Below are 17,967 nucleotides of genomic sequence, written 5' to 3' on the forward strand. Positions count from 1 at the left end.
ATGGCGGCATGGGTCACCGCACCCGAGAGGCGCGCGAGCATCTCGCCGGTCTCGGCGAACCGCTGCGGCGAGACGGTGCGATCCGGCTGCGCCGACGAGGCCGAGACGGTGCTCCGCCAGGCCGAGCGCACGGCCAGGCGCTCCGGTGGATCGAGGGCGGTGAGATCGATGCCGATGCGCACGCCGACGGCATCCACGGTCATCACGTTCGCTGCGGGGGAGGATGCACGGCTCGACACCGCCTCACGGTAGGCGACGGATGCCGACGCGTTCGGCGTCCCGGAACCGCGTGCCGTGCGGGGCGGGATGCCGGCCGGGAAATGTTCACCTTCCGCTTCACCCGCACCGCCGGAGCCGCGCGCTCCTGAGTCGGGCGGCATCCGCGTGTGCCCTAGACTGCAGGGACTACCCGGCGCGTGACTCTCCGCGCGGGTGGGCGCCGTGATCCGCGGCCGTCGCGTCGCCGCAAAACCCGATTGGTTCTCCTGTGTCCGCCTCGCACTCCGCGCTCGTGCCCGAGTGGCTCACCGCCCCGGCCGAAGCGAATGAACTCGTCGCCCCCGTCTGGCCGTCGTCCGCTCACCGCGTCGACGACGGTTCCGTCGAGATCGGCGGCGTCTCGGTGTTCGACCTCCGTGACCGCTTCGGTACCCCCCTCTACGTCCTCGACGAGAACGAGGTGCGTGCCCACGCACGGCGTGCGCGCGAGGCGTTCGAGGCCGCGGCGGCTCGTCATGGCATCCGGGCTCGCGTCTACTACGCGGGCAAGGCGTTCCTGTCGACCGAGGTCGTGCGCTGGGTGGTCGACGAGGGACTCGCCGTCGACGTCTGCACGCGCGGTGAGCTCGAGGTGGCTCTGGCCGGCGGTGCCGAGCCCGCGCGACTGGGGTTCCACGGCAACAACAAGAGCGTCGGCGAGCTGGAGCGCGCGGTCGAGGTCGGTGTCGGCTCGGTCGTCGTCGACAGCCCCATCGAGATCGAGCGTCTGGCCGCCCTCGCCGACCGTCGCGGCGCGGTGCAGTCGGTGCTCGTGCGCGTGCGCACCGGGGTGCACGCCGAGACCCATGCTTTTCTCGCCACCGCCCACGAAGACCAGAAGTTCGGCTTCTCGCTCGAGGGTGCGGCCGACGCGGTCGCCCGCATCCGCGAGCTGCCCAGCCTGCGCTTCGTGGGCCTGCACGCGCACATCGGCTCGCAGATCTTCGACTCCTCCGGCTTCCGCGAATCGGCCGCCCGACTGGTCGACCTGCACGCCGACCTGCTCGCCGGGGGAGAGATCCCTCTGCTGAACGTCGGCGGCGGCTTCGGCATCTCGTACACCTCGGTCGACGACCCGAAACCCCTCGAAGCGATCGCCGACGGCATCCTCGACGCCATCGCCGACGAGTGCGCGGTGCGCGGCATCCCCATGCCCGACGTCGCGTGCGAACCCGGACGCATCATCGTCGGTCAGGCCGGCGTCACCCTGTACGAGGTCGGCACCGTGAAGACCGTCACCGCGGGCGAGAACCTCGACCGCACCTACGTCAGCGTCGACGGCGGCATGAGCGACAACGCCCGCCCGGCGCTCTACGGCGCCGATTTCTCTGCCCGCATCGTCTCGCGCAGCAGCCCCGAGACCCCCGTGCTGTCGCGCGTCGTCGGGCGGCACTGCGAATCGGGCGACATCGTCGTGGATGCCGAATACCTGCCGGGCGATGTCACCCCGGGCGATCTGCTCGCCGTGCCCGCGACCGGCGCCTACTGCTTCTCGCTCGCGAGCAACTACAACTACACGCCGCGTCCGCCCGTCGTCGCCGTGCGCGACGGAGCCGCCCGCGTGATCGTGCGCGGCGAGAGCATCGACGACCTCCTCTCTCGCGACGTCGGCGTTCCGGCATCCACCCTGATCGACACACCCCACGGAGACACCGAATGACCGACTACCGCACGCTCCGCGTGGCGCTCCTCGGCGCCGGCGCCGTCGGCTCGCAGGTCGCCGACCTGCTGCTCAAGCACGGCGACGAGCTCGCCGACCGCGCGGGCGCCAAGCTCGAACTCGCCGGCATCGCCGTGCGCAACCTCGACGCCAAGCGCGAGGCCGACCTGCCCCGCGAGCTCTTCACCACCGATGCCGAGACGCTCATCGTCGGCTCCGACATCGTCATCGAGCTGATGGGCGGCATCGAGCCGGCCCGCACCCAGGTGCTGCACGCGATCGCCTCGGGAGCCGACGTGGTCACCGCCAACAAGGCGCTGCTCGCGACCCACGGCTCCGAGGTGTTCGAGGCCGCCGATCAGGTCGGCGCCGAGGTGTACTACGAAGCCGCCGCCGCCGGCGCGATCCCGATCATCCGACCGCTGCGCGACTCGCTCGCCGGCGACCGCGTCGTGCGCATCATGGGCATCGTCAACGGAACGACGAACTACATCCTCGACCGCATGGACACCGAGGGCGCCGACTTCGCCGACGTGCTCGCCCAGGCGCAGGCCCTCGGCTACGCCGAAGCCGACCCCACCGCCGATGTCGAGGGCTACGACGCAGCCCAGAAGGCCGCGATCCTCGCGAGTCTCGCCTTCCACACCACCGTGCCGCTGGATGCCGTGTACCGCGAAGGCATCACCTCGGTCGACGCCGCGATGATCGAATCGGCGCGTCACGCCGGCTACGTCATCAAGCTGCTCGCCGTGTGCGAGCGTCTCGCCGCCGAAGAGGGCGGCACCGAGTCGATCTCGGTGCGCGTGTACCCGGCGCTCGTCGACCGCAGCCACCCCCTCGCGAGCGTGCACGGCGCGAACAACGCCGTCTTCGTGCAGGCCGAAGCCGCCGGCGACCTCATGTTCTACGGCGCGGGCGCCGGTGGCGTGCAGACCGCGTCGGCCGTGCTCGGCGACGTCGTGTCGGCCGCGCGCCGCCACATCGCCGGGGGAGTGGGCGTGGGCGAATCGACCCGCGCGAACCTCCCCGCCGTGCCCATCGGTCACGTCATCACGCGGTACCAGATCACGCTCGAAGTCGACGACAAACCGGGCGTCCTCGCCACCGTCGCCGGCATCCTGAGCGAGGGTCGCGTGTCGATCGCGACGGTCGAGCAGACCGTCATCGAGGCCGACGAGAACACTCAGACCGGCGGCTCCGCCCGTCTGGTCATCGGAACACACAAGGCCCGCGAGCAGGACCTGAGCGAGACCGTCGAGCGTCTCGCCGCGAGCGGCGTCGTCGAGCGCGTGGTCTCCGTGCTGCGCGTGGAAGGGAACTGAACATGGCACACCTCTGGCGCGGAGTCCTCCGCGAATACGCCGACCGTCTGGGCGTCACCGACGCCTCCACCGTCGTCACCCTCGGCGAGGGCGGCACGCCGCTCCTGCCCGCCCCGTCGCTGTCGCGCCGCACGGGCGCCGACGTCTGGGTGAAGTTCGAGGGGATGAACCCCACCGGCTCCTTCAAGGACCGCGGCATGACGGTCGCCCTCTCGCGCGCCGTCGAGCACGGCGCCAAGGCCGTCATCTGCGCCTCGACCGGCAACACCTCGGCGTCGGCGGCCGCCTACGCCGCGCACGCCGGCATCACCGCCGCGGTGCTCGTGCCCGAGGGCAAGATCGCCATGGGCAAGCTGAGCCAAGCCGTCGCGCACAACGGCCGCCTCATCCAGATCCGCGGCAACTTCGACGACTGCCTCGAGATCGCCCGCGAGCTCGCCGACCACTACCCGGTGCACCTCGTGAACTCGGTCAACCCCGACCGCATCGAGGGGCAGAAGACCGCCGCGTACGAGGTCGTCGAGCAGTTGGGCGATGCCCCCGACTTCCACTTCATCCCCGTCGGCAACGCGGGCAACTACACCGCCTACTCGCGCGGCTACCGCGAAGAGGCCGCCCGCGGCGCCGCCACGACCGTGCCCCGCATGTTCGGCTTCCAGGCCGCCGGCTCCGCCCCGCTCGTGCGCGGCGAGGTCGTGAAGAACCCCGAGACGATCGCCAGCGCCATCCGCATCGGCAACCCCGCCTCGTGGGATCTCGCCCTCGAAGCGCGCGACGCCACCGACGGCTGGTTCGGCGCGATCGACGATGCCCGCATCCTCGAAGCGCAGAAGATCCTCGCCGGTGAGGTCGGCATCTTCGTCGAGCCCGCCTCGGCGATCAGCGTCGCGGGACTGCTCGACCGGGCCGAGGCCGGGGTCATCTCCGCCGGCGCCAAGGTCGTCCTCACGGTCACCGGGCACGGACTCAAGGACCCGCAGTGGGCCCTCCGTCAGCCCGACGGCACCGACGTGCAGCCCACCGTCGTCGACGCCACCACCTCGGAGGTGGCATCCGTCCTGGACCTGCGGCCGGTGAGCGCGTGACCGCAGGCCCCGGCCGTCGGGTCGCGGTCCGCGTTCCCGCCACCAGCGCGAACCTCGGGCCCGGCTTCGACACGCTCGGCCTCGCGCTCAGCGTGTACGACGAGCTCGTCGTCGAACAGCTCGACGGCGACCGCCTCGAGATCGAGGTCGAGGGCGAGGGCGTCGCCGACGTCCCGCGCGACGCCTCGCACCTCGTCGTGCGGGCCATGGCGCACACCTACGCCTCCGTCGGGCGCGCCCTGCCGGGGCTGCGGCTGACGGCACGCAACGTGATCCCGCACGGGCGCGGCATGGGATCGTCGGGGGCCGCCGTGGTCGCCGGCATCCTCGCCGCGAAGGGACTGCTCGAGGGCGAGGCCGACTTCAGCGACGTCGACCTGCTGCGCCTGGCCACCGAGCTCGAGGGGCACCCCGACAACGTCGCGCCGGGCCTCTTCGGCGGACTCACCATCGCGTGGATGGACGCCGAAGGCCCGCAGCACAAGCAGCTCATCGTGCACCGCGGAGTGTCGCCCCTGGTGTTCGTGCCGAGCTTCACCATGTCGACCGCGGTCGCCCGCAGCCTGCAGCCGCTGCAGGTGCCCCGCGAGGACGCCGTGTTCAACGTCTCCCGCTCGGCGCTGCTCATCGCCGCGATGACGCAGAGCCCCGAGCTGCTCATGGCCGCCACCGAAGACAAGCTGCACCAGAACTACCGCGCGCAGGCCATGCCCGAAACCGACCGCCTCGTGCGGGCGTTGCGGGCAGAGGGCTACGCCGCGGTCGTGTCGGGTGCGGGGCCCAGCGTGCTCGTGCTCGCCGACGGTCCCGGACAGCGGCTCGCCGCGGCGGATCTTATGGCATCCGTGGTCGACACCCCGTGGCAGGCGCTCATGCTCGCCGTCGACGTCAAGGGTGGTACAGTGAAAAACGCAGAGGGTTCCGCGTAACTTCGCGAATCTGAGCCTCTGCACCACCTGCGAAATCCGCAACACATCGCGAACCCGGTATCGGCTGCAGTCTCCCGAACCGCTGGTGTCTCTTCGTCTGCGTTCTGCACGGCGAAGCGCGATCTGATCACGTAGCACTTCAGAGGAGCACTCGTGGAGTCCATCTCCGAGACCCAGCCCATCGACGCGCCCGAGGGCGCCGAGACCCCCGCCGAAGAGCAGCCCACGGCTGCGACGCCGGGTACCGACACCGCGCAGGCCGAGGCCGTCGCCGAGACGACGGATGCCGAGGGCGTCGACGCTCCGGATGCCGCTGCCTCCGCCGCCGCGACCGACGCGGCGCAGCCCGAGGCGCTGTTCACCGACGAGGCGCTCGCCTCGGACGCACCGGCCGCCGAGGCCGCGTCCGACGTCGCGGAGCCCGCCGCCACCGAGGCGCCCGCCGCCGAAGCGCCGGCCGAAGAGCCCGCGCCGGCCGAAGAGCCCGCGCCGGCCGAAGAGCCCGCGCCGGTCGAGAAGCCCGCCCGGGCACCGCGCAAGCGCGCACCCCGCCGCGCGACGACGGCCACCGCCAAAGAGAAGGCCGCCGCCGAGGCCGCTGCGGCCGAAGAGAAGGCTGCGGCCGACGCCGCCGCCGTCGAAGCCCCCGCCGCCGACGAGGCCGCAGCCGACGCTGCGGTCGTCGAGGCTCCCGCCGCCGAGTCCGTCTCGGACGACGCCGCGACCACTCCCGTGACCACCGCGGCCGATGTCGCCGACGAGGTGGCCGCCGCCGAGGCGACCTCGACCGTCGAGGCCGACGCCCCGACCGCTGGCGCGCCCGTCGCTGACGCACCCGCCGTCGACGCCCCGGCCGCCGACGAGGCCGCTGACGCGTCCGCCTCCGACGCCGACGGCGCAGACCAGGCCGACGAGACCCCCGCCCGCGGCCGTGGCCGCAGCCGGTCGCGCAACCGCAACCGCAACAAGCCCGACGCCGCGGACAAGCCCGAGGCGCAGACCGCGGCCGCCCCCGCCGACGAGGCCGAGGCCCCGCAGCAGGGTGGCCAGCGCGACAATCAGCGCGACGGTGGTCAGCGTGACAACCAGCGCGACTCGAACCAGCGTGACAACCAGCGCGAGGCCGGGCAGCGCGACAACCAGCGTGACTCGAACCAGCGTGACGGCAACCAGCGTGACGCCGCGCAGCGTGACGGCAACCGTCAGAACGGCCAGCAGGCCCAGCAGCAGCAGGACGGCACGAGCAACCGCAACCGTCAGCGCAACAAGCGCCGCGGCCAGAACACCACGGGCGACGAGTTCGAGACCGAGATCGGTGAGGACGACGTGCTCGTTCCGATCGCCGGTGTGCTCGACGTGCTCGACAACTACGCCTTCGTGCGCACGACCGGCTACCTCTCGGGTCCGAGCGACGTCTACGTCTCGCTCGGCCAGGTGAAGAAGTACAACCTGCGCAAGGGCGACGCCGTCGTCGGCGCGATCAAGCAGCCCCGCGAGGGCGAGCAGCAGGGGCGTCAGAAGTACAACGCGCTCGTGCAGGTCGACTCCATCAACGGCCTCTCGGTCGAAGATGCCGCGACGCGTGTCGAGTTCAACAACCTCACGCCGCTCTACCCGCAGGAGCGGCTGCGCCTCGAGACCGGTCCCGAGAAGCTCACCCAGCGCATCATCGACCTGGTCGCCCCGGTCGGCAAGGGCCAGCGCGGTCTCATCGTGGCGCCGCCCAAGGCCGGCAAGACGATCGTTCTGCAGCAGATCGCCAACGCGATCGCCACGAACAACCCCGAGGTCCACCTCATGGTCGTGCTCGTCGACGAGCGTCCCGAAGAGGTCACCGACATGCAGCGGACCGTTCGCGGCGAGGTCATCGCCTCGACGTTCGACCGCCCGGCCGAAGACCACACCACGGTCGCCGAGCTCGCCATCGAGCGCGCCAAGCGTCTGGTCGAGCTCGGCCGCGACGTCGTCGTGCTGCTCGACTCGATCACCCGCCTCGGCCGCGCGTACAACCTCGCCGCCCCCACCTCGGGCCGCGTGCTCTCCGGTGGCGTCGACGCGTCGGCGCTGTACCCGCCGAAGCGCTTCTTCGGTGCCGCGCGCAACATCGAGAACGGCGGATCGCTCACGATCCTCGCCACCGCGCTCGTCGAGACCGGCTCCAAGATGGATGACGTGATCTTCGAGGAGTTCAAGGGCACCGGCAACAGCGAGCTGCGCCTGAACCGTCAGCTCGCCGACAAGCGCATCTTCCCGGCGGTCGACGTCAACGCGTCGAGCACGCGTCGCGAAGAGATGCTCCTGTCGAACGACGAGGTCAAGATCACCTGGAAGCTCCGCCGCGCGCTGGCCGGTCTTGAGCCCCAGCAGGCCCTCGAGGTCGTGCTCGGCAAGCTCAAAGAGACCCAGTCGAACGTCGAGTTCCTCGTGCAGATGCAGAAGTCGATCCCCGCGCCCGCGCGCGGCGGTGACGACAACAGCATCCGCTGATCCGACAGGGAGTCGCGATGTCGGTACCCGCGATGTTCGAGTCGGTGCGCAGCCTGCTCGACGAGCACAAAGCCGTTCAGGAGGAGCTCTCCGACCCGGCCGTGCACGCCGATGCGGTGCGCGCCAAGCGGGTCAACCGGCGCTACGCCGAGCTCAGCCGCATCGTGCACGCGTACGAGTCCTGGGTCACGGCATCCGATGATCTGGACGCTGCCCGGGAACTCGCCCGCGAGGACCAGGCGTTCGCCGACGAGGTGCCGGCACTGGAGGAGCGCGTCGTCGAGACGCAGGAGCGTCTTCGGCGCCTCCTCATCCCGCGCGACCCCGACGACGCCCGCGACGTGATCATGGAGATCAAGGGCGGCGAAGGCGGGGCCGAGAGCGCCCTCTTCGCCGCCGACCTGCTGCGCATGTACCTGCAGTACGCGGCATCGATGGGGTGGAAGACCGAGATGCTCGAGCGCACCGAGTCCGACCTCGGCGGCTACAAAGACGTGCAGGTCGCGATCAAGGGGTCGTCGAGTGATCCCGCGCAGGGTGTGTGGGCGCACCTCAAGTACGAGGGCGGCGTGCACCGCGTGCAGCGGGTGCCGGCGACCGAGTCGCAGGGGCGCATCCACACCTCGACGACCGGCGTGCTGGTGTTCCCCGAGGTCGACGAGCCCGAAGAGGTCGGGATCGACCCCAACGATCTGAAGATCGACGTGTTCCGCTCGTCGGGACCGGGCGGCCAGTCGGTAAACACGACCGATTCGGCCGTGCGCATCACGCACGTGCCGACGGGGATCGTCGTGTCGATGCAGAACGAGAAGTCGCAGCTGCAGAACCGCGAGGCCGGCATGCGCGTCCTGCGCGCCCGCCTGCTCGCCAAGCAGCAGGAGGAGCGCGACGCGGTCGCCGCCGACGCGCGCAAGTCGCAGATCCGCGGCATGGACCGCTCCGAGCGCATCCGCACCTACAACTTCCCCGAGAACCGCATCGCCGACCACCGCACCGGGTACAAGGCCTACAACCTCGACCAGGTGATGGACGGCGCCCTCGGCCCGATCATCGAGTCGGCCATCACGGCCGACGAAGAGGCGCGTCTGACGGCACTGGCCGGCGAGTGACGCCACCGCGCCGCGGCCCGAACTCCTGACGAGTTCGCGATCTGGCGACTCCGCTCGCGCCGGGCACCGGTGCGAGACGAGAGTCTCAGGAGTCCGGCTCGCCCGCGGGCCCCGAGACGCTCAGGCGTACCACACCGGCGGGTGGGGGAGCGCTCCGCGGCGGCCCTCGAGCTGAGCGGCGAGCGACAGCAGCGCGGCTTCGCCGCCGGGGCGACCGACGAGCTGCACCGAGACCGGGTGCCCGGCGGGATCCGTCGTCACCGGCAGCGTCAGGGCTGGGAGCCCTGCGACGTTGACGAAGCTCGAGTACGGCGCGTACTCGACCTGCATCGCGAAAGTGCGTTCGGGATCGTGCCCCGCGTAGGAGCCCACGGGCTGGGGAGCCTGCGCCAACGCGGGGGTGAGCACCGCGTCGAACGCGGCGAAGTCGGCGATCGTGCGCCGTTCGAAGGCGCGCGCCGAGGCGAGACCTCCCAGCAGGTCGAGCGACGACAGTCGGCGCCCCTCGCGCACGAGCCACGCCGTCAGCGGCTCGACCAGTGTCATGTCGTCGTCGCTGAGGGGGATGCGCGCGGCGCTCGCGCGCCACAGCACGTGGAAGAGCGACGCGTAGCCGAACGGATGCCAGTCCGCGCCCTCGACGTCGTGCCCCGCGTCGGCGAGCCAGGCGGCGGCCGTGTCGTAGGCCGAGCGCGCATCGGGATCGAGGGTGATGTTCTCGTCGTCGTCCCACGGCGAGACCGTGGTGACGCCGATGCGGAGCGGGCCCGGGTCGCGCCGTGCGGCGTCGACGAACGGGCCGGTGCCGGGGGCGGCCGTGGCGTAGGTGAACGGACCGAGTCCCACCAGGGCGTCCAGCAGCAGTGCCGCATCTTCGACGCTCCGCGCGATCGGGCCGGTGACCGACAGCCCGTCGGGGGAATCGAAGCCCGAGCCGATCGGCAGCCGTCCGCGCGAGGGCTTCAGCCCGACGACGCCCGTCGTCGCCGACGGGATACGGATCGATCCGCCGCCGTCGGACCCCACCGCGGCGGGCAGCAGCCCCGCGGCGACGGCGACGGCGGCCCCGCCGCTCGAACCGCCCGCGCCCGCCGAGAGGCGCCAGGGATCGCGGGCCGGCGCGTGGATGAGGGGTTCGGTGAAGCCGGTGAGGCCGAACTCGGACGTGCTCGTCTTGCCGAGGTTCACCGCGCCCGCGGCATCGAGCGCCTCGGCCAGCGGGTCCGACGTCGAGGGGACGAGATGGGCGCGGGAGCGCGAGCCGTACCGCGTCGGCACCCCGGCGCGGGCGACGAGGTCCTTATCGGCGAGGGGGATCCCCCACAGCGGACCCCGGGTGGGGGAGGCCGTGACCTCTCCGGCTCGGCGGAGCGCGGCATCCGGGGTCACCTCGGCGAACGCCCCCAGATCCGCGAATCGCCGGATGCGGGCGAGGTAGTGGGCGGCGAGGTCGGTGGGCGAGAGATCGCCCGCGCGCAGCGCTGCGACCTGTGCGGCGAGGGAGAGATCGTGCAGCCGCGTCATGAGTGGAGGCACCGCGTCAGATCGAGTACTCGGGCGCGGTCAGCAGGGCGCGCGTGTCTTCGCCGCCCCGTCGCGAGCGCGCCGTGGCGGGAACACCGACCAGAACGCTGCCGGCGGGGGCGTCGCGCGTCACGACGGCGTTGGCCCCGACGACGGAGTGCGCACCCAGGGTGATCGGGCCGAGGACCTTCGCTCCGGCTCCGACGGCGACGCCGTCGTGCAGGGTGGGATGCCGCTTGCCGCCCTCGCGCTGACGACCGCCGAGCGTGACCCCGTGATACAGCATCACGTCGTCGCCGACCTCGGCCGTCTCGCCGACGACGACACCCATGCCGTGGTCGATGAAGAAACGTCGGCCGATCGTGGCGCCCGGGTGGATCTCGATCCCGGTGAGCCACCGCGTCACCTGCGACAGGGCCCGCGCCGGGAAGCGCAGGCCCTGTCGCCACAGGCGGTGCGAGACGCGGTGCATCCACACCGCGTGCAGGCCCGGGTACAGCAGGGCGATCTCGAGCCCGCTCCGGGCTGCCGGATCACGGAGTTTGGCGGCGGCGACGTCTTCGCGGATGCGGGAGATGGCCCCCACGTCAGTCTTCGCGCAGGTGCTCGTACAGGGCCGTCGAGAGGTACCGCTCGCCGTACGAGGGGATGATCACGACGATGTTCTTACCGGCGGCTTCGGGGCGGCGGGCCACCTCGAGAGCCGCCCAGATGGCGGCACCCGACGACATGCCGACCAGGATGCCGTCTTTGGCCGCGGTCTCGCGGGCCAGACGGATCGCGTCGTCGAACTCTACGTCGATGACCTCGTCGATGATGTCGCGGTCGAGGATCGCGGGCACGAAGTTGGGACCGATGCCCTGGATCTTGTGGGGTCCGGGGTGGCCCTTGGTGAGGACGGGGGAGTCGGCCGGCTCGACGGCGACGATCTGCACCCCGGGCACGCGCTCTTTGAGCACCTGGCCGACGCCCGTGATCGTGCCGCCCGTGCCGATGCCGGCCACGAAGTAGTCGACCTTGCCGTCGGTGTCGCGCAGGATCTCTTCGGCCGTCGTCTTGCGGTGGATCGCCGGGTTCGCCTCGTTCTCGAACTGGCGGGCCCAGACGGCTCCCGGGGTCTCGGCCACGATGCGCTTGGCCTCGTCGACGGCGTGCGACATGCCCTTGGTGGGGTCGGTCAGCACGAGGTCGGCGCCGAAGGCCTTGAGCAGGATGCGACGCTCTTTCGACATCGACGCCGGCATCGTCAGGATGACCTTGTACCCGCGGGCCGCGCCCACCATGGCGAGGGCGATGCCGGTGTTGCCGCTGGTGGACTCGACGATCGTGCCGCCCGGCTTCAGCTCGCCCGAGGCTTCGGCCGCGTCGACGATGGCGATGCCCAGTCGGTCCTTCACGCTGGAAGCCGGGTTGTAGAACTCGAGCTTCGCGAGGATCTGCGCGTCGGTACCCTCCGCCACGCGGTTCAGTCGCACGAGCGGCGTGTCGCCGAACGCAGAGGTGATGTCGGAGTGGATGCCGGGCATGGCTTGCCTTTCGCCGTCGATCAGAACCCCCTCATTTTAGGCGAGGCCACCGACATCTCCGGCCGTATGACGCCGCGCGACTAGGCTGGGCTCCCGTCATGCCAGAGACCGTCCCCGCCCCCGCCCCGCCGTCGGTCGCCGACGTCGTCCGCGACACCGCCCGGCGCTTCGGCGCAGCCGGAGTCCCCGACCCGCAGGTCGACGCCGAGCTGCTCGTCGCGCACGTGCTCGACTCCTCTCGCGGGGGAGTGCAGGCCGCCGCCATCCGGGGCGATCGGATGCCACCCCCCGCCGTCGCGGCCCTGGCGCCGCTCGTCGACCGACGCTGCGCGCGCGAACCGCTGCAGCACCTGACGGGTCTCGCGCCCTTCCGCTCCCTGGAACTGGCGGTCGGGCCGGGCGTCTTCGTGCCGCGACCCGAGACCGAGATGGTGGCGCAACTGGCGATCGACGCGTTGCGCTCCGTGGCATCCGAGAGTCCGATCGCCGTCGACCTCGGCACGGGCAGCGGCGCGATCGCGCTCGCGATGGCCACCGAGGTGTCGCACGCGCGGGTCTTCGCGGCCGAGAACTCGGTCGACGCCTACATCTGGACGAAGCAGAACGCCGCCCGCATCGGCGCGCGCAACGTCACGCTCGCCTTCATCGACCTCGCCGACGCGTTCCCCGAGCTCGACGGCACGGTGTCGGTCGTGGCATCCAACCCGCCCTACGTGCCCGACGACGCGATTCCCCGTGATCCGGAGGTGCGGCTGTACGACCCGCCGGCGGCGCTCTACGGCGGACCCGACGGATTGGATGCCGTTCGACAGCTGAGCCGGGTGGGTCTGCGTCTCGCCCATCCCGGCGGCTCGATCGTCATCGAGCACGGCGAGTGGCAGGGAGCGGCCATCCGCGACATCCTCACCGCCGACGGCTGGCGCGCGGCGGCGACGCACCCCGACCTCACTGCCCGGGACCGCGCGACGACGGCCGTACGACCCTGACCGTGACCGAGCGCGCGCGCGACTAGACTGGCGCGCGTTATGTCACCCGTCTACGACTGCCGTGACGAGTCGCAGCTGCTTCCCGGAATGCGCCACGCGCGTCAGGCGATCGGCCGAGGCGAACTCGTCGTGCTCCCCACCGACACCGTCTACGGAATCGCCGCCGACGCGTTCAATGCGCGCGCCGTCGCGGGACTCCTCGAGGCGAAGGGCCGCGGCCGCCAGCAGCCGCCGCCCGTGCTCGTCGCGGGCGTCGGGACGCTCCGCGCCCTCGTCGCCGAGATCCCGCCCGCGGTCGACGACCTCGTGCGCGAGTTCTGGCCCGGGGGTCTGACCATCGTGCTGCCCGCCCAGCCCTCGCTCTCGTGGGATCTCGGCGACACCCACGGCACGGTGGCCGTGCGCATGCCAGCCCACAAGCTCACCCTCGAACTGCTCGAAGAGACCGGTCCCCTCGCCGTCTCGAGCGCCAACCGCACCGGCATGCCCGCCGCGGTGAACATCGACTCCGCGCGCGACATGCTCGGCGACAGTGTCGCGGCCTATCTCGACGCCGGGGTGAGCGAGACCGGCATCGCCTCGACCATCGTCGACGCCACCACCCTGGTCGGGGGAGCGGAGCCCCGGGTGCGGGTGCTGCGCGAGGGGGCGATCTCGCGCGAGCGCCTTCGCGAGGTGCTCGGAGACCTGCTCGAGCCCGACCCGCTCGACGACCGCGACGTGACCCCGTCCGCTCCCGTGTCGCTCGACACCCCCTCGTCGTCCGACCCCGCGCCGCGGGCCGACGCTCACGAGACCCCGGATTCCGAGGCGCCGGGTCCGTGACCCAGTACCTTCTCACCATCCTCTTCACGGCAGCGGTGACGCTGGCGCTGTCGTGGGTGGTGTGGAAGCTCGCCCTGCGGTTCAAGCTGTACCCCGGGATCCGCGATCGCGACGTGCACAAGACGCCGACTCCGCGCCTGGGCGGGGTGGCGATGTTCCTCGGCGTCGTGGCCGCCTTCGCACTGTCGAGCCGCAACCCCTACTTCTCGATCTTCTGGACCGACCCGGTTCCGGTTCTCTCGCTGCTGGGTGCGGTGCTGCTGATCGTCCTCGTCGGTGTCGCCGACGACCTGTGGGACCTCGACTGGATGATCAAGCTCGGCGCGCAGTTCATCGCCGCCGGGATCATCGCCTGGTTCGGCCAGTTGCAGATCCTCTCGCTGCCGATCGGCGCCCTCACGGTCGGGTCGAGCTGGGTGAGTTTCCTGCTCACCGTCTTCGCCCTCGTCGTCGTCATGAACGCCGTGAACTTCATCGACGGCCTCAACGGTCTGGTCGCGGGGGTCTGCCTCATCGCCAACGGGGTCTTCTTCGCGTACTCGTACCTGCTCGTGCGCGACACCGGCGCCAGCACCTACTTCAACCTGGCGTCGTTCATCGCGGCGGTGCTGGTGGGGGCCTGCCTCGGGTTCCTCCCGATGAACTGGACGCCCGCCAAGCTCTTCATGGGCGACGCCGGCGCTCTCATGCTCGGTCTGCTCATGGCGAGCTCGGCCATCGCGATCACCGGGCAGCTCGACCCCGCCGTGCTCGACCCCGAGAAGATCGGGCGATCGCAGCTGCTGGGTGCGTTCATCCCCATCCTGCTGCCGGTCGTGATCGTGCTGCTTCCCCTGCTCGACTTCGGGCTCGCCGTCGCGCGGCGCCAGTGGGCCGGACGCTCGCCGTTCTCGCCCGACCGCAAACACCTGCACCATCGCATGCTCGACATGGGTCACACCGATCGCGATGCCGTGCTCATCTTCTACAGCTGGACCGCCGTGGTGAGCCTGGCGTTCCTGCTCATGTACATCGGCACCCAGCAGAGCTGGCCCGGCGACTACGCCTTCGGCATCGTCTTCGGCATCGTCGGCGTCGCCGCCTGCGTGGTGCTCACCCTGCTTCCGTCCCGGCGCTTCGCGCGTCGCCCCGTCCGTGAGGAACCGTCATGACCGCCCCGCTCTCCAGCACCCCCGTTCTGCGCGCCGCCCTGATCTGGTCGGCGGTGGTCGCGGTGGTCGTGCTCGTCGTCGCCGTCGGGGTGGGCGCTCTCGTCGCCGGGGGTGACGGAGCGCTCAGCGGGGGAGTGGGAGCCGCGGTGGGCGCCATCTTCCCGGCGCTGACGGCCGTGAGCATCCTGGTCGCCAACCGCTTCTACGGCCACCCGTCGTGGCTGCAGATCTTCTTCGGCGTGGTGCTGGGCGGATGGCTGCTGAAGTTCGTGCTCGTCATCGTGGCCTTCCTGGTGCTGCTGCGCCTGGAGTGGGTGGTGGCGCCGGTGTTCTTCTTCGCACTCCTGGCTACGGCCGTCAGCTCGCTCGTCGTGGACCTCGTCGTCATCTCGCGCATGCGTCTTCCCGCGGTCTCCGAGACCGTCCTGCCGACGCACAGTGATCCCAATGAGGTCTGACCACACTCGGATGCCGCAAATCCACCGATCTTTGATACTGTGTTCATACGCACCTCGGCCGGTGTGCGGCGGTAACGCCGAGGCCCCGGGGAGAGACGTTTCCCACCCTCCCCGAACCGCTTCGTTGCGGCTCGAGAAGCTGGAGCCACCCCGTTGACTCAGGCGAATACGATCGCGCACATCGTTGCTGACGCGAACACATTCCACCCCCCGTCCATCTCGGACTTCTTCCCGCCCGAACTGCTGTTCGCCGGGACGCCGTTCGCGGTCACGCGCATCACCGTCGTGCAGCTGCTCGCCACCGCGGTGATGGTTCTCATCATCGTCGTCGGCACGCGCCGCATGACGGTCGTGCCCGGTCGCTTCCAGAGCGTGATTGAGCTCGGCTTCGGATTCATCCGCGAGCAGATCGCCTTCCAGGTCCTCGGCGAGAAGGACGGCAAGCGCTTCCTTCCGCTGCTGACCGCGATGTTCTTCACGATCCTCGCGCTCAACCTCACCGGTGTCATCCCCGGACTCAACATCCCGGGTACCTCGGTGGCCGGAGCACCGCTGGTCTTCGCCCTGACCGCGTACGTCGCATTCGTCTACGCGGGCATCCGGCGCCACGGCGTGGGTCACTTCCTGAAGAACTCGCTCGTGCCGAGCGGTGTGCCTGTCTACCTCGTGCCGATCATCGCGATCGTCGAGCTGATCTCGGTCTTCATCGCACGGCCCGTGTCGCTCTTCCTCCGACTGCTGCTGAACATGATCGTCGGGCACCTCATGCTCGTCTTGTTCTTCTCGGCCACCCAGTTCTTCTTCTTCAGCTTCAACCTGCTCACGCCTCTCGCTGCGGGAACGCTGGCCCTCGGGTTCGCGTTCACCCTCTTCGAGGTGTTCGTGGCGCTGCTGCAGGCCTACGTCTTCACGATCCTCACCGCGGTCTACATCCAGCTCGCGGTGGCGGAAGAGCACTGACGACCAGCCGCCCGGCTGTTCGCCCTACGAAAGGAAACCCTCAGTGGACGCAACGACGATTCTCGCTCAGGTCACGGGCAACATCGCGACCGTGGGCTACGGTCTCGCTGCCATCGGCCCGGCCATCGGTCTCGGCATCATGATCGGCAAGACCATCGAGTCGACCGCCCGTCAGCCCGAGCTCGCCGGCCGCCTGCAGACCACCATGTTCATCGGTGTCGCCTTCATCGAGATCCTCGCGCTGATCGGCATCGCCACGCCCTTCATCTTCGGCGCGCTCTGATCCACCCGATCCCCGAGTAAGGAGACAGGATGCTTCAGGCTCTTGTCACGGTCGCAGCCGAGGAAGGCTCCAGCGGTAACCCGCTGCTGCCCGCTGTCTACGACATCGTTTGGTCGCTCGTCTGCTTCATCATCATCGCCTTCGTCGTGTGGCGCATCGCGCTTCCGCGCGTCGGCGCGGTGCTGGATCAGCGCAGCACGGCCATCGAGGGCAACATCGCGAAGGCCGACGAGGCTCAGCGCAAGGCCGAGGCCGCTCTCGAGGAGTACACCGCGCAGCTCGCCGCCGCTCGTAAAGAGGCCGGCGAGATCCGCGAGTCCGCTCGTGAAGACGGTCGCAAGATCGTCAACGAGGCCAAGGACACCGCGTCTCTCGAAGCGGCTCGTCTGACCGCTGCGGCGCACACGCAGATCGAGGCCGAGCGTCAGACCGCTCTGGTGTCGCTGCGCGCCGAGGTGGGCACGCTCGCCGTCGACCTCGCCGGCAACGTCATCGGGGAGTCCCTCTCCGACGACGTGAAGGCGCAGGCCGTGGTCGACCGCTTCCTGGCCGACCTCGAGGCATCCGAGAAGGCGGCCAAGTAATGGGCAGCGCGACCACTCAGGCGCGGGCAACCGTCGCCGGCGCCCTCGGCGCCGCGAGCGGTGTCGACCTCGACGTCACCCGCGAGCTCTTCGCCGCGGCACGCACCGTGGACTCGTCGTCGCACCTGAGCGGCGCGCTGGCCGACTCGTCGGCGCCCGCTTCGGCGCGGGCCGACGTGGTCACGGCCGTCTTCGGCCCGTCGTTCGCTCCGACGACGGTGGCGCTGCTGCGCTCCGTCGTCGAGCAGCGCTGGTCGAGCGTCAGCGACCTGATCGACGGGCTCGAAGAGCTCGCGATCCGTGCCGCCGCCGTGGCCGACACGCAGAGCGACGTCGAGGGGGAGCTGTTCCAGTTCTCGCGCACCGTCGCCGCCAACGGCGAACTCGAGCTCGCGCTCGGCAGCCGTGTGGGCGAGCCCGCCGCGAAGGGCGCGCTCGTCGCGTCGCTTCTCGAGGGTCGCGTCAGCGCCGCCACGGTGCTGGTCGCCTCGTCGCTCGTGCGGCAGCCCCGTGAGCGTCGCGTGCGTTCGCTCCTGCGGTGGGCCGAGCGGCTCGTCGCCGAGCAGCGCGGTCGCGTCGTGGCCACGGTGCACGCCGTCGCTCCGCTCAGCGAGGAGCAGGCGACCCGTCTGCAGAACGCCCTCGGCGCCCGGTACGGCGCCGTCGTGACCCTCAACACGGTCATCGACCCGACGGTGGTGGGTGGACTGCGCGTGCAGATCGCCGACGACGTCATCGACGCGAGCGTCTCGGCGCGTCTCGCCGACCTGCGGCAGCGGATCGCAGGCTAAGACTTCCCGCCTGAACGGGCGGAGATCTG

Annotated in this window: 17 protein-coding genes; 14 read left to right on the top strand and 3 right to left on the bottom strand. The window is 70.8% G+C overall.

The window, feature by feature from the left end; translation table 11 throughout:
- Positions 1 to 487: 487 nt before the first annotated feature.
- From lysA to prfA, 6 genes are all read left to right on the top strand, one after another.
- Positions 488 to 1,918: a diaminopimelate decarboxylase gene (lysA, locus tag IFU19_RS10465; protein WP_192013668.1), complete on the top strand. Its 1,431-nt coding sequence runs from the start codon at positions 488 to 490 to the stop codon at positions 1,916 to 1,918.
- Positions 1,915 to 3,240 carry a homoserine dehydrogenase gene (locus IFU19_RS10470; RefSeq protein ID WP_055834822.1) on the top strand — a complete coding sequence of 442 codons (1,326 nt, stop codon included), beginning with the start codon at positions 1,915 to 1,917 and terminating at the stop codon, positions 3,238 to 3,240. The genes lysA and IFU19_RS10470 overlap by 4 nt, the downstream gene beginning before the upstream one ends.
- 2 nt (positions 3,241 to 3,242) lie before the next feature.
- Positions 3,243 to 4,325 carry a threonine synthase gene (thrC, locus tag IFU19_RS10475; RefSeq protein WP_192013670.1) on the top strand — a complete coding sequence of 361 codons (1,083 nt, stop codon included), beginning with the start codon at positions 3,243 to 3,245 and terminating at the stop codon, positions 4,323 to 4,325.
- Positions 4,322 to 5,254: a homoserine kinase gene (thrB, locus tag IFU19_RS10480; RefSeq protein WP_191915286.1), complete on the top strand. Its 933-nt coding sequence runs from the start codon at positions 4,322 to 4,324 to the stop codon at positions 5,252 to 5,254. The genes thrC and thrB overlap by 4 nt, the downstream gene beginning before the upstream one ends.
- Positions 5,255 to 5,407: 153 nt before the next feature.
- A complete protein-coding gene (rho, locus tag IFU19_RS10485) occupies positions 5,408 to 7,741 on the top strand; it encodes a transcription termination factor Rho (protein ID WP_192013672.1) in 2,334 nt (777 codons plus the stop codon).
- A gap of 32 nt (positions 7,742 to 7,773) precedes the next feature.
- The gene (gene prfA, locus IFU19_RS10490) at positions 7,774 to 8,850 is read left to right on the top strand and encodes a peptide chain release factor 1 (RefSeq protein ID WP_055835947.1); all 1,077 of its coding nucleotides are present in this window, start codon (positions 7,774 to 7,776) and stop codon (positions 8,848 to 8,850) included.
- A gap of 120 nt (positions 8,851 to 8,970) precedes the next feature.
- Here the strand turns inward: prfA and IFU19_RS10495 are convergent, their stop codons facing one another.
- From IFU19_RS10495 to cysK, 3 genes are read right to left on the bottom strand one after another with little or no spacing between them, the layout of a single operon-like run.
- The gene (locus tag IFU19_RS10495; RefSeq protein WP_192013674.1) at positions 8,971 to 10,374 is read right to left on the bottom strand and encodes an amidase; all 1,404 of its coding nucleotides are present in this window, start codon (positions 10,372 to 10,374) and stop codon (positions 8,971 to 8,973) included.
- Between the two features lie 16 nt (positions 10,375 to 10,390).
- Positions 10,391 to 10,960: a serine O-acetyltransferase EpsC gene (epsC, locus tag IFU19_RS10500; protein ID WP_192013676.1), complete on the bottom strand. Its 570-nt coding sequence runs from the start codon at positions 10,958 to 10,960 to the stop codon at positions 10,391 to 10,393.
- A gap of 1 nt (position 10,961) precedes the next feature.
- Positions 10,962 to 11,900 (bottom strand): cysteine synthase A, encoded by a 939-nt coding sequence (cysK, locus tag IFU19_RS10505; RefSeq protein WP_055834839.1) that lies wholly within the window; start codon positions 11,898 to 11,900, stop codon positions 10,962 to 10,964.
- 98 nt (positions 11,901 to 11,998) lie between these two features.
- Between cysK and prmC the strand changes: the two genes are divergently transcribed.
- The 8 genes from prmC to IFU19_RS10545 all read left to right on the top strand — a co-directional run bounded on the left by prmC (position 11,999) and on the right by IFU19_RS10545 (position 17,938).
- Positions 11,999 to 12,886: a peptide chain release factor N(5)-glutamine methyltransferase gene (gene prmC, locus IFU19_RS10510; RefSeq protein ID WP_192013678.1), complete on the top strand. Its 888-nt coding sequence runs from the start codon at positions 11,999 to 12,001 to the stop codon at positions 12,884 to 12,886.
- Between the two features lie 39 nt (positions 12,887 to 12,925).
- Positions 12,926 to 13,711 (top strand): L-threonylcarbamoyladenylate synthase, encoded by a 786-nt coding sequence (locus IFU19_RS10515; protein ID WP_192013680.1) that lies wholly within the window; start codon positions 12,926 to 12,928, stop codon positions 13,709 to 13,711.
- The gene (locus tag IFU19_RS10520) at positions 13,708 to 14,862 is read left to right on the top strand and encodes an MraY family glycosyltransferase (protein WP_055834846.1); all 1,155 of its coding nucleotides are present in this window, start codon (positions 13,708 to 13,710) and stop codon (positions 14,860 to 14,862) included. The genes IFU19_RS10515 and IFU19_RS10520 overlap by 4 nt, the downstream gene beginning before the upstream one ends.
- A complete protein-coding gene (locus IFU19_RS10525; RefSeq protein WP_055834849.1) occupies positions 14,859 to 15,320 on the top strand; it encodes a hypothetical protein in 462 nt (153 codons plus the stop codon). Before IFU19_RS10520 ends, IFU19_RS10525 begins: the two co-directional genes overlap by 4 nt.
- Positions 15,321 to 15,473: 153 nt before the next feature.
- Positions 15,474 to 16,280 carry a F0F1 ATP synthase subunit A gene (atpB, locus tag IFU19_RS10530; RefSeq protein WP_197978624.1) on the top strand — a complete coding sequence of 269 codons (807 nt, stop codon included), beginning with the start codon at positions 15,474 to 15,476 and terminating at the stop codon, positions 16,278 to 16,280.
- 43 nt (positions 16,281 to 16,323) lie between these two features.
- Positions 16,324 to 16,563, top strand: a complete 240-nt coding sequence (gene atpE / locus IFU19_RS16460) for a F0F1 ATP synthase subunit C (protein WP_055834851.1) — start codon at positions 16,324 to 16,326, stop codon at positions 16,561 to 16,563.
- Positions 16,564 to 16,592: 29 nt separating this feature from the next.
- A complete protein-coding gene (locus IFU19_RS10540) occupies positions 16,593 to 17,147 on the top strand; it encodes a F0F1 ATP synthase subunit B (RefSeq protein WP_191915292.1) in 555 nt (184 codons plus the stop codon).
- On the top strand, positions 17,147 to 17,938 hold the full coding sequence (locus tag IFU19_RS10545; protein WP_191915293.1) for a F0F1 ATP synthase subunit delta: 792 nt from the start codon (positions 17,147 to 17,149) through the stop codon (positions 17,936 to 17,938). Before IFU19_RS10540 ends, IFU19_RS10545 begins: the two co-directional genes overlap by 1 nt.
- The last annotated feature ends 29 nt before the right edge of the window (positions 17,939 to 17,967 follow it).

Origin of the sequence: Microbacterium sp. CFBP 8794 (genome assembly GCF_014841235.1) — a bacterium.
GTDB lineage: Bacteria > Actinomycetota > Actinomycetes > Actinomycetales > Microbacteriaceae > Microbacterium.

What these genes read in the sequence shown, in the direction of transcription:
- IFU19_RS10470 (WP_055834822.1), top strand. Translation starts at nt 1,915, where the DNA reads ATGACCGACTACCGCACGCTCCGCGTGGCGCTCCTCGGCGCCGGCGCC.
- prfA (WP_055835947.1), top strand. Translation starts at nt 7,774, where the DNA reads ATGTTCGAGTCGGTGCGCAGCCTGCTCGACGAGCACAAAGCCGTTCAG.
- prmC (WP_192013678.1), top strand. Translation starts at nt 11,999, where the DNA reads ATGCCAGAGACCGTCCCCGCCCCCGCCCCGCCGTCGGTCGCCGACGTC.
- IFU19_RS10525 (WP_055834849.1), top strand. Translation starts at nt 14,859, where the DNA reads ATGACCGCCCCGCTCTCCAGCACCCCCGTTCTGCGCGCCGCCCTGATC.
- IFU19_RS10540 (WP_191915292.1), top strand. Translation starts at nt 16,593, where the DNA reads ATGCTTCAGGCTCTTGTCACGGTCGCAGCCGAGGAAGGCTCCAGCGGT.
- cysK (WP_055834839.1), bottom strand. Translation starts at nt 11,900, where the DNA reads ATGCCCGGCATCCACTCCGACATCACCTCTGCGTTCGGCGACACGCCG.
- IFU19_RS10515 (WP_192013680.1), top strand. Translation starts at nt 12,926, where the DNA reads ATGTCACCCGTCTACGACTGCCGTGACGAGTCGCAGCTGCTTCCCGGA.
- IFU19_RS10495 (WP_192013674.1), bottom strand. Translation starts at nt 10,374, where the DNA reads ATGACGCGGCTGCACGATCTCTCCCTCGCCGCACAGGTCGCAGCGCTG.
- IFU19_RS10545 (WP_191915293.1), top strand. Translation starts at nt 17,147, where the DNA reads ATGGGCAGCGCGACCACTCAGGCGCGGGCAACCGTCGCCGGCGCCCTC.
- thrC (WP_192013670.1), top strand. Translation starts at nt 3,243, where the DNA reads ATGGCACACCTCTGGCGCGGAGTCCTCCGCGAATACGCCGACCGTCTG.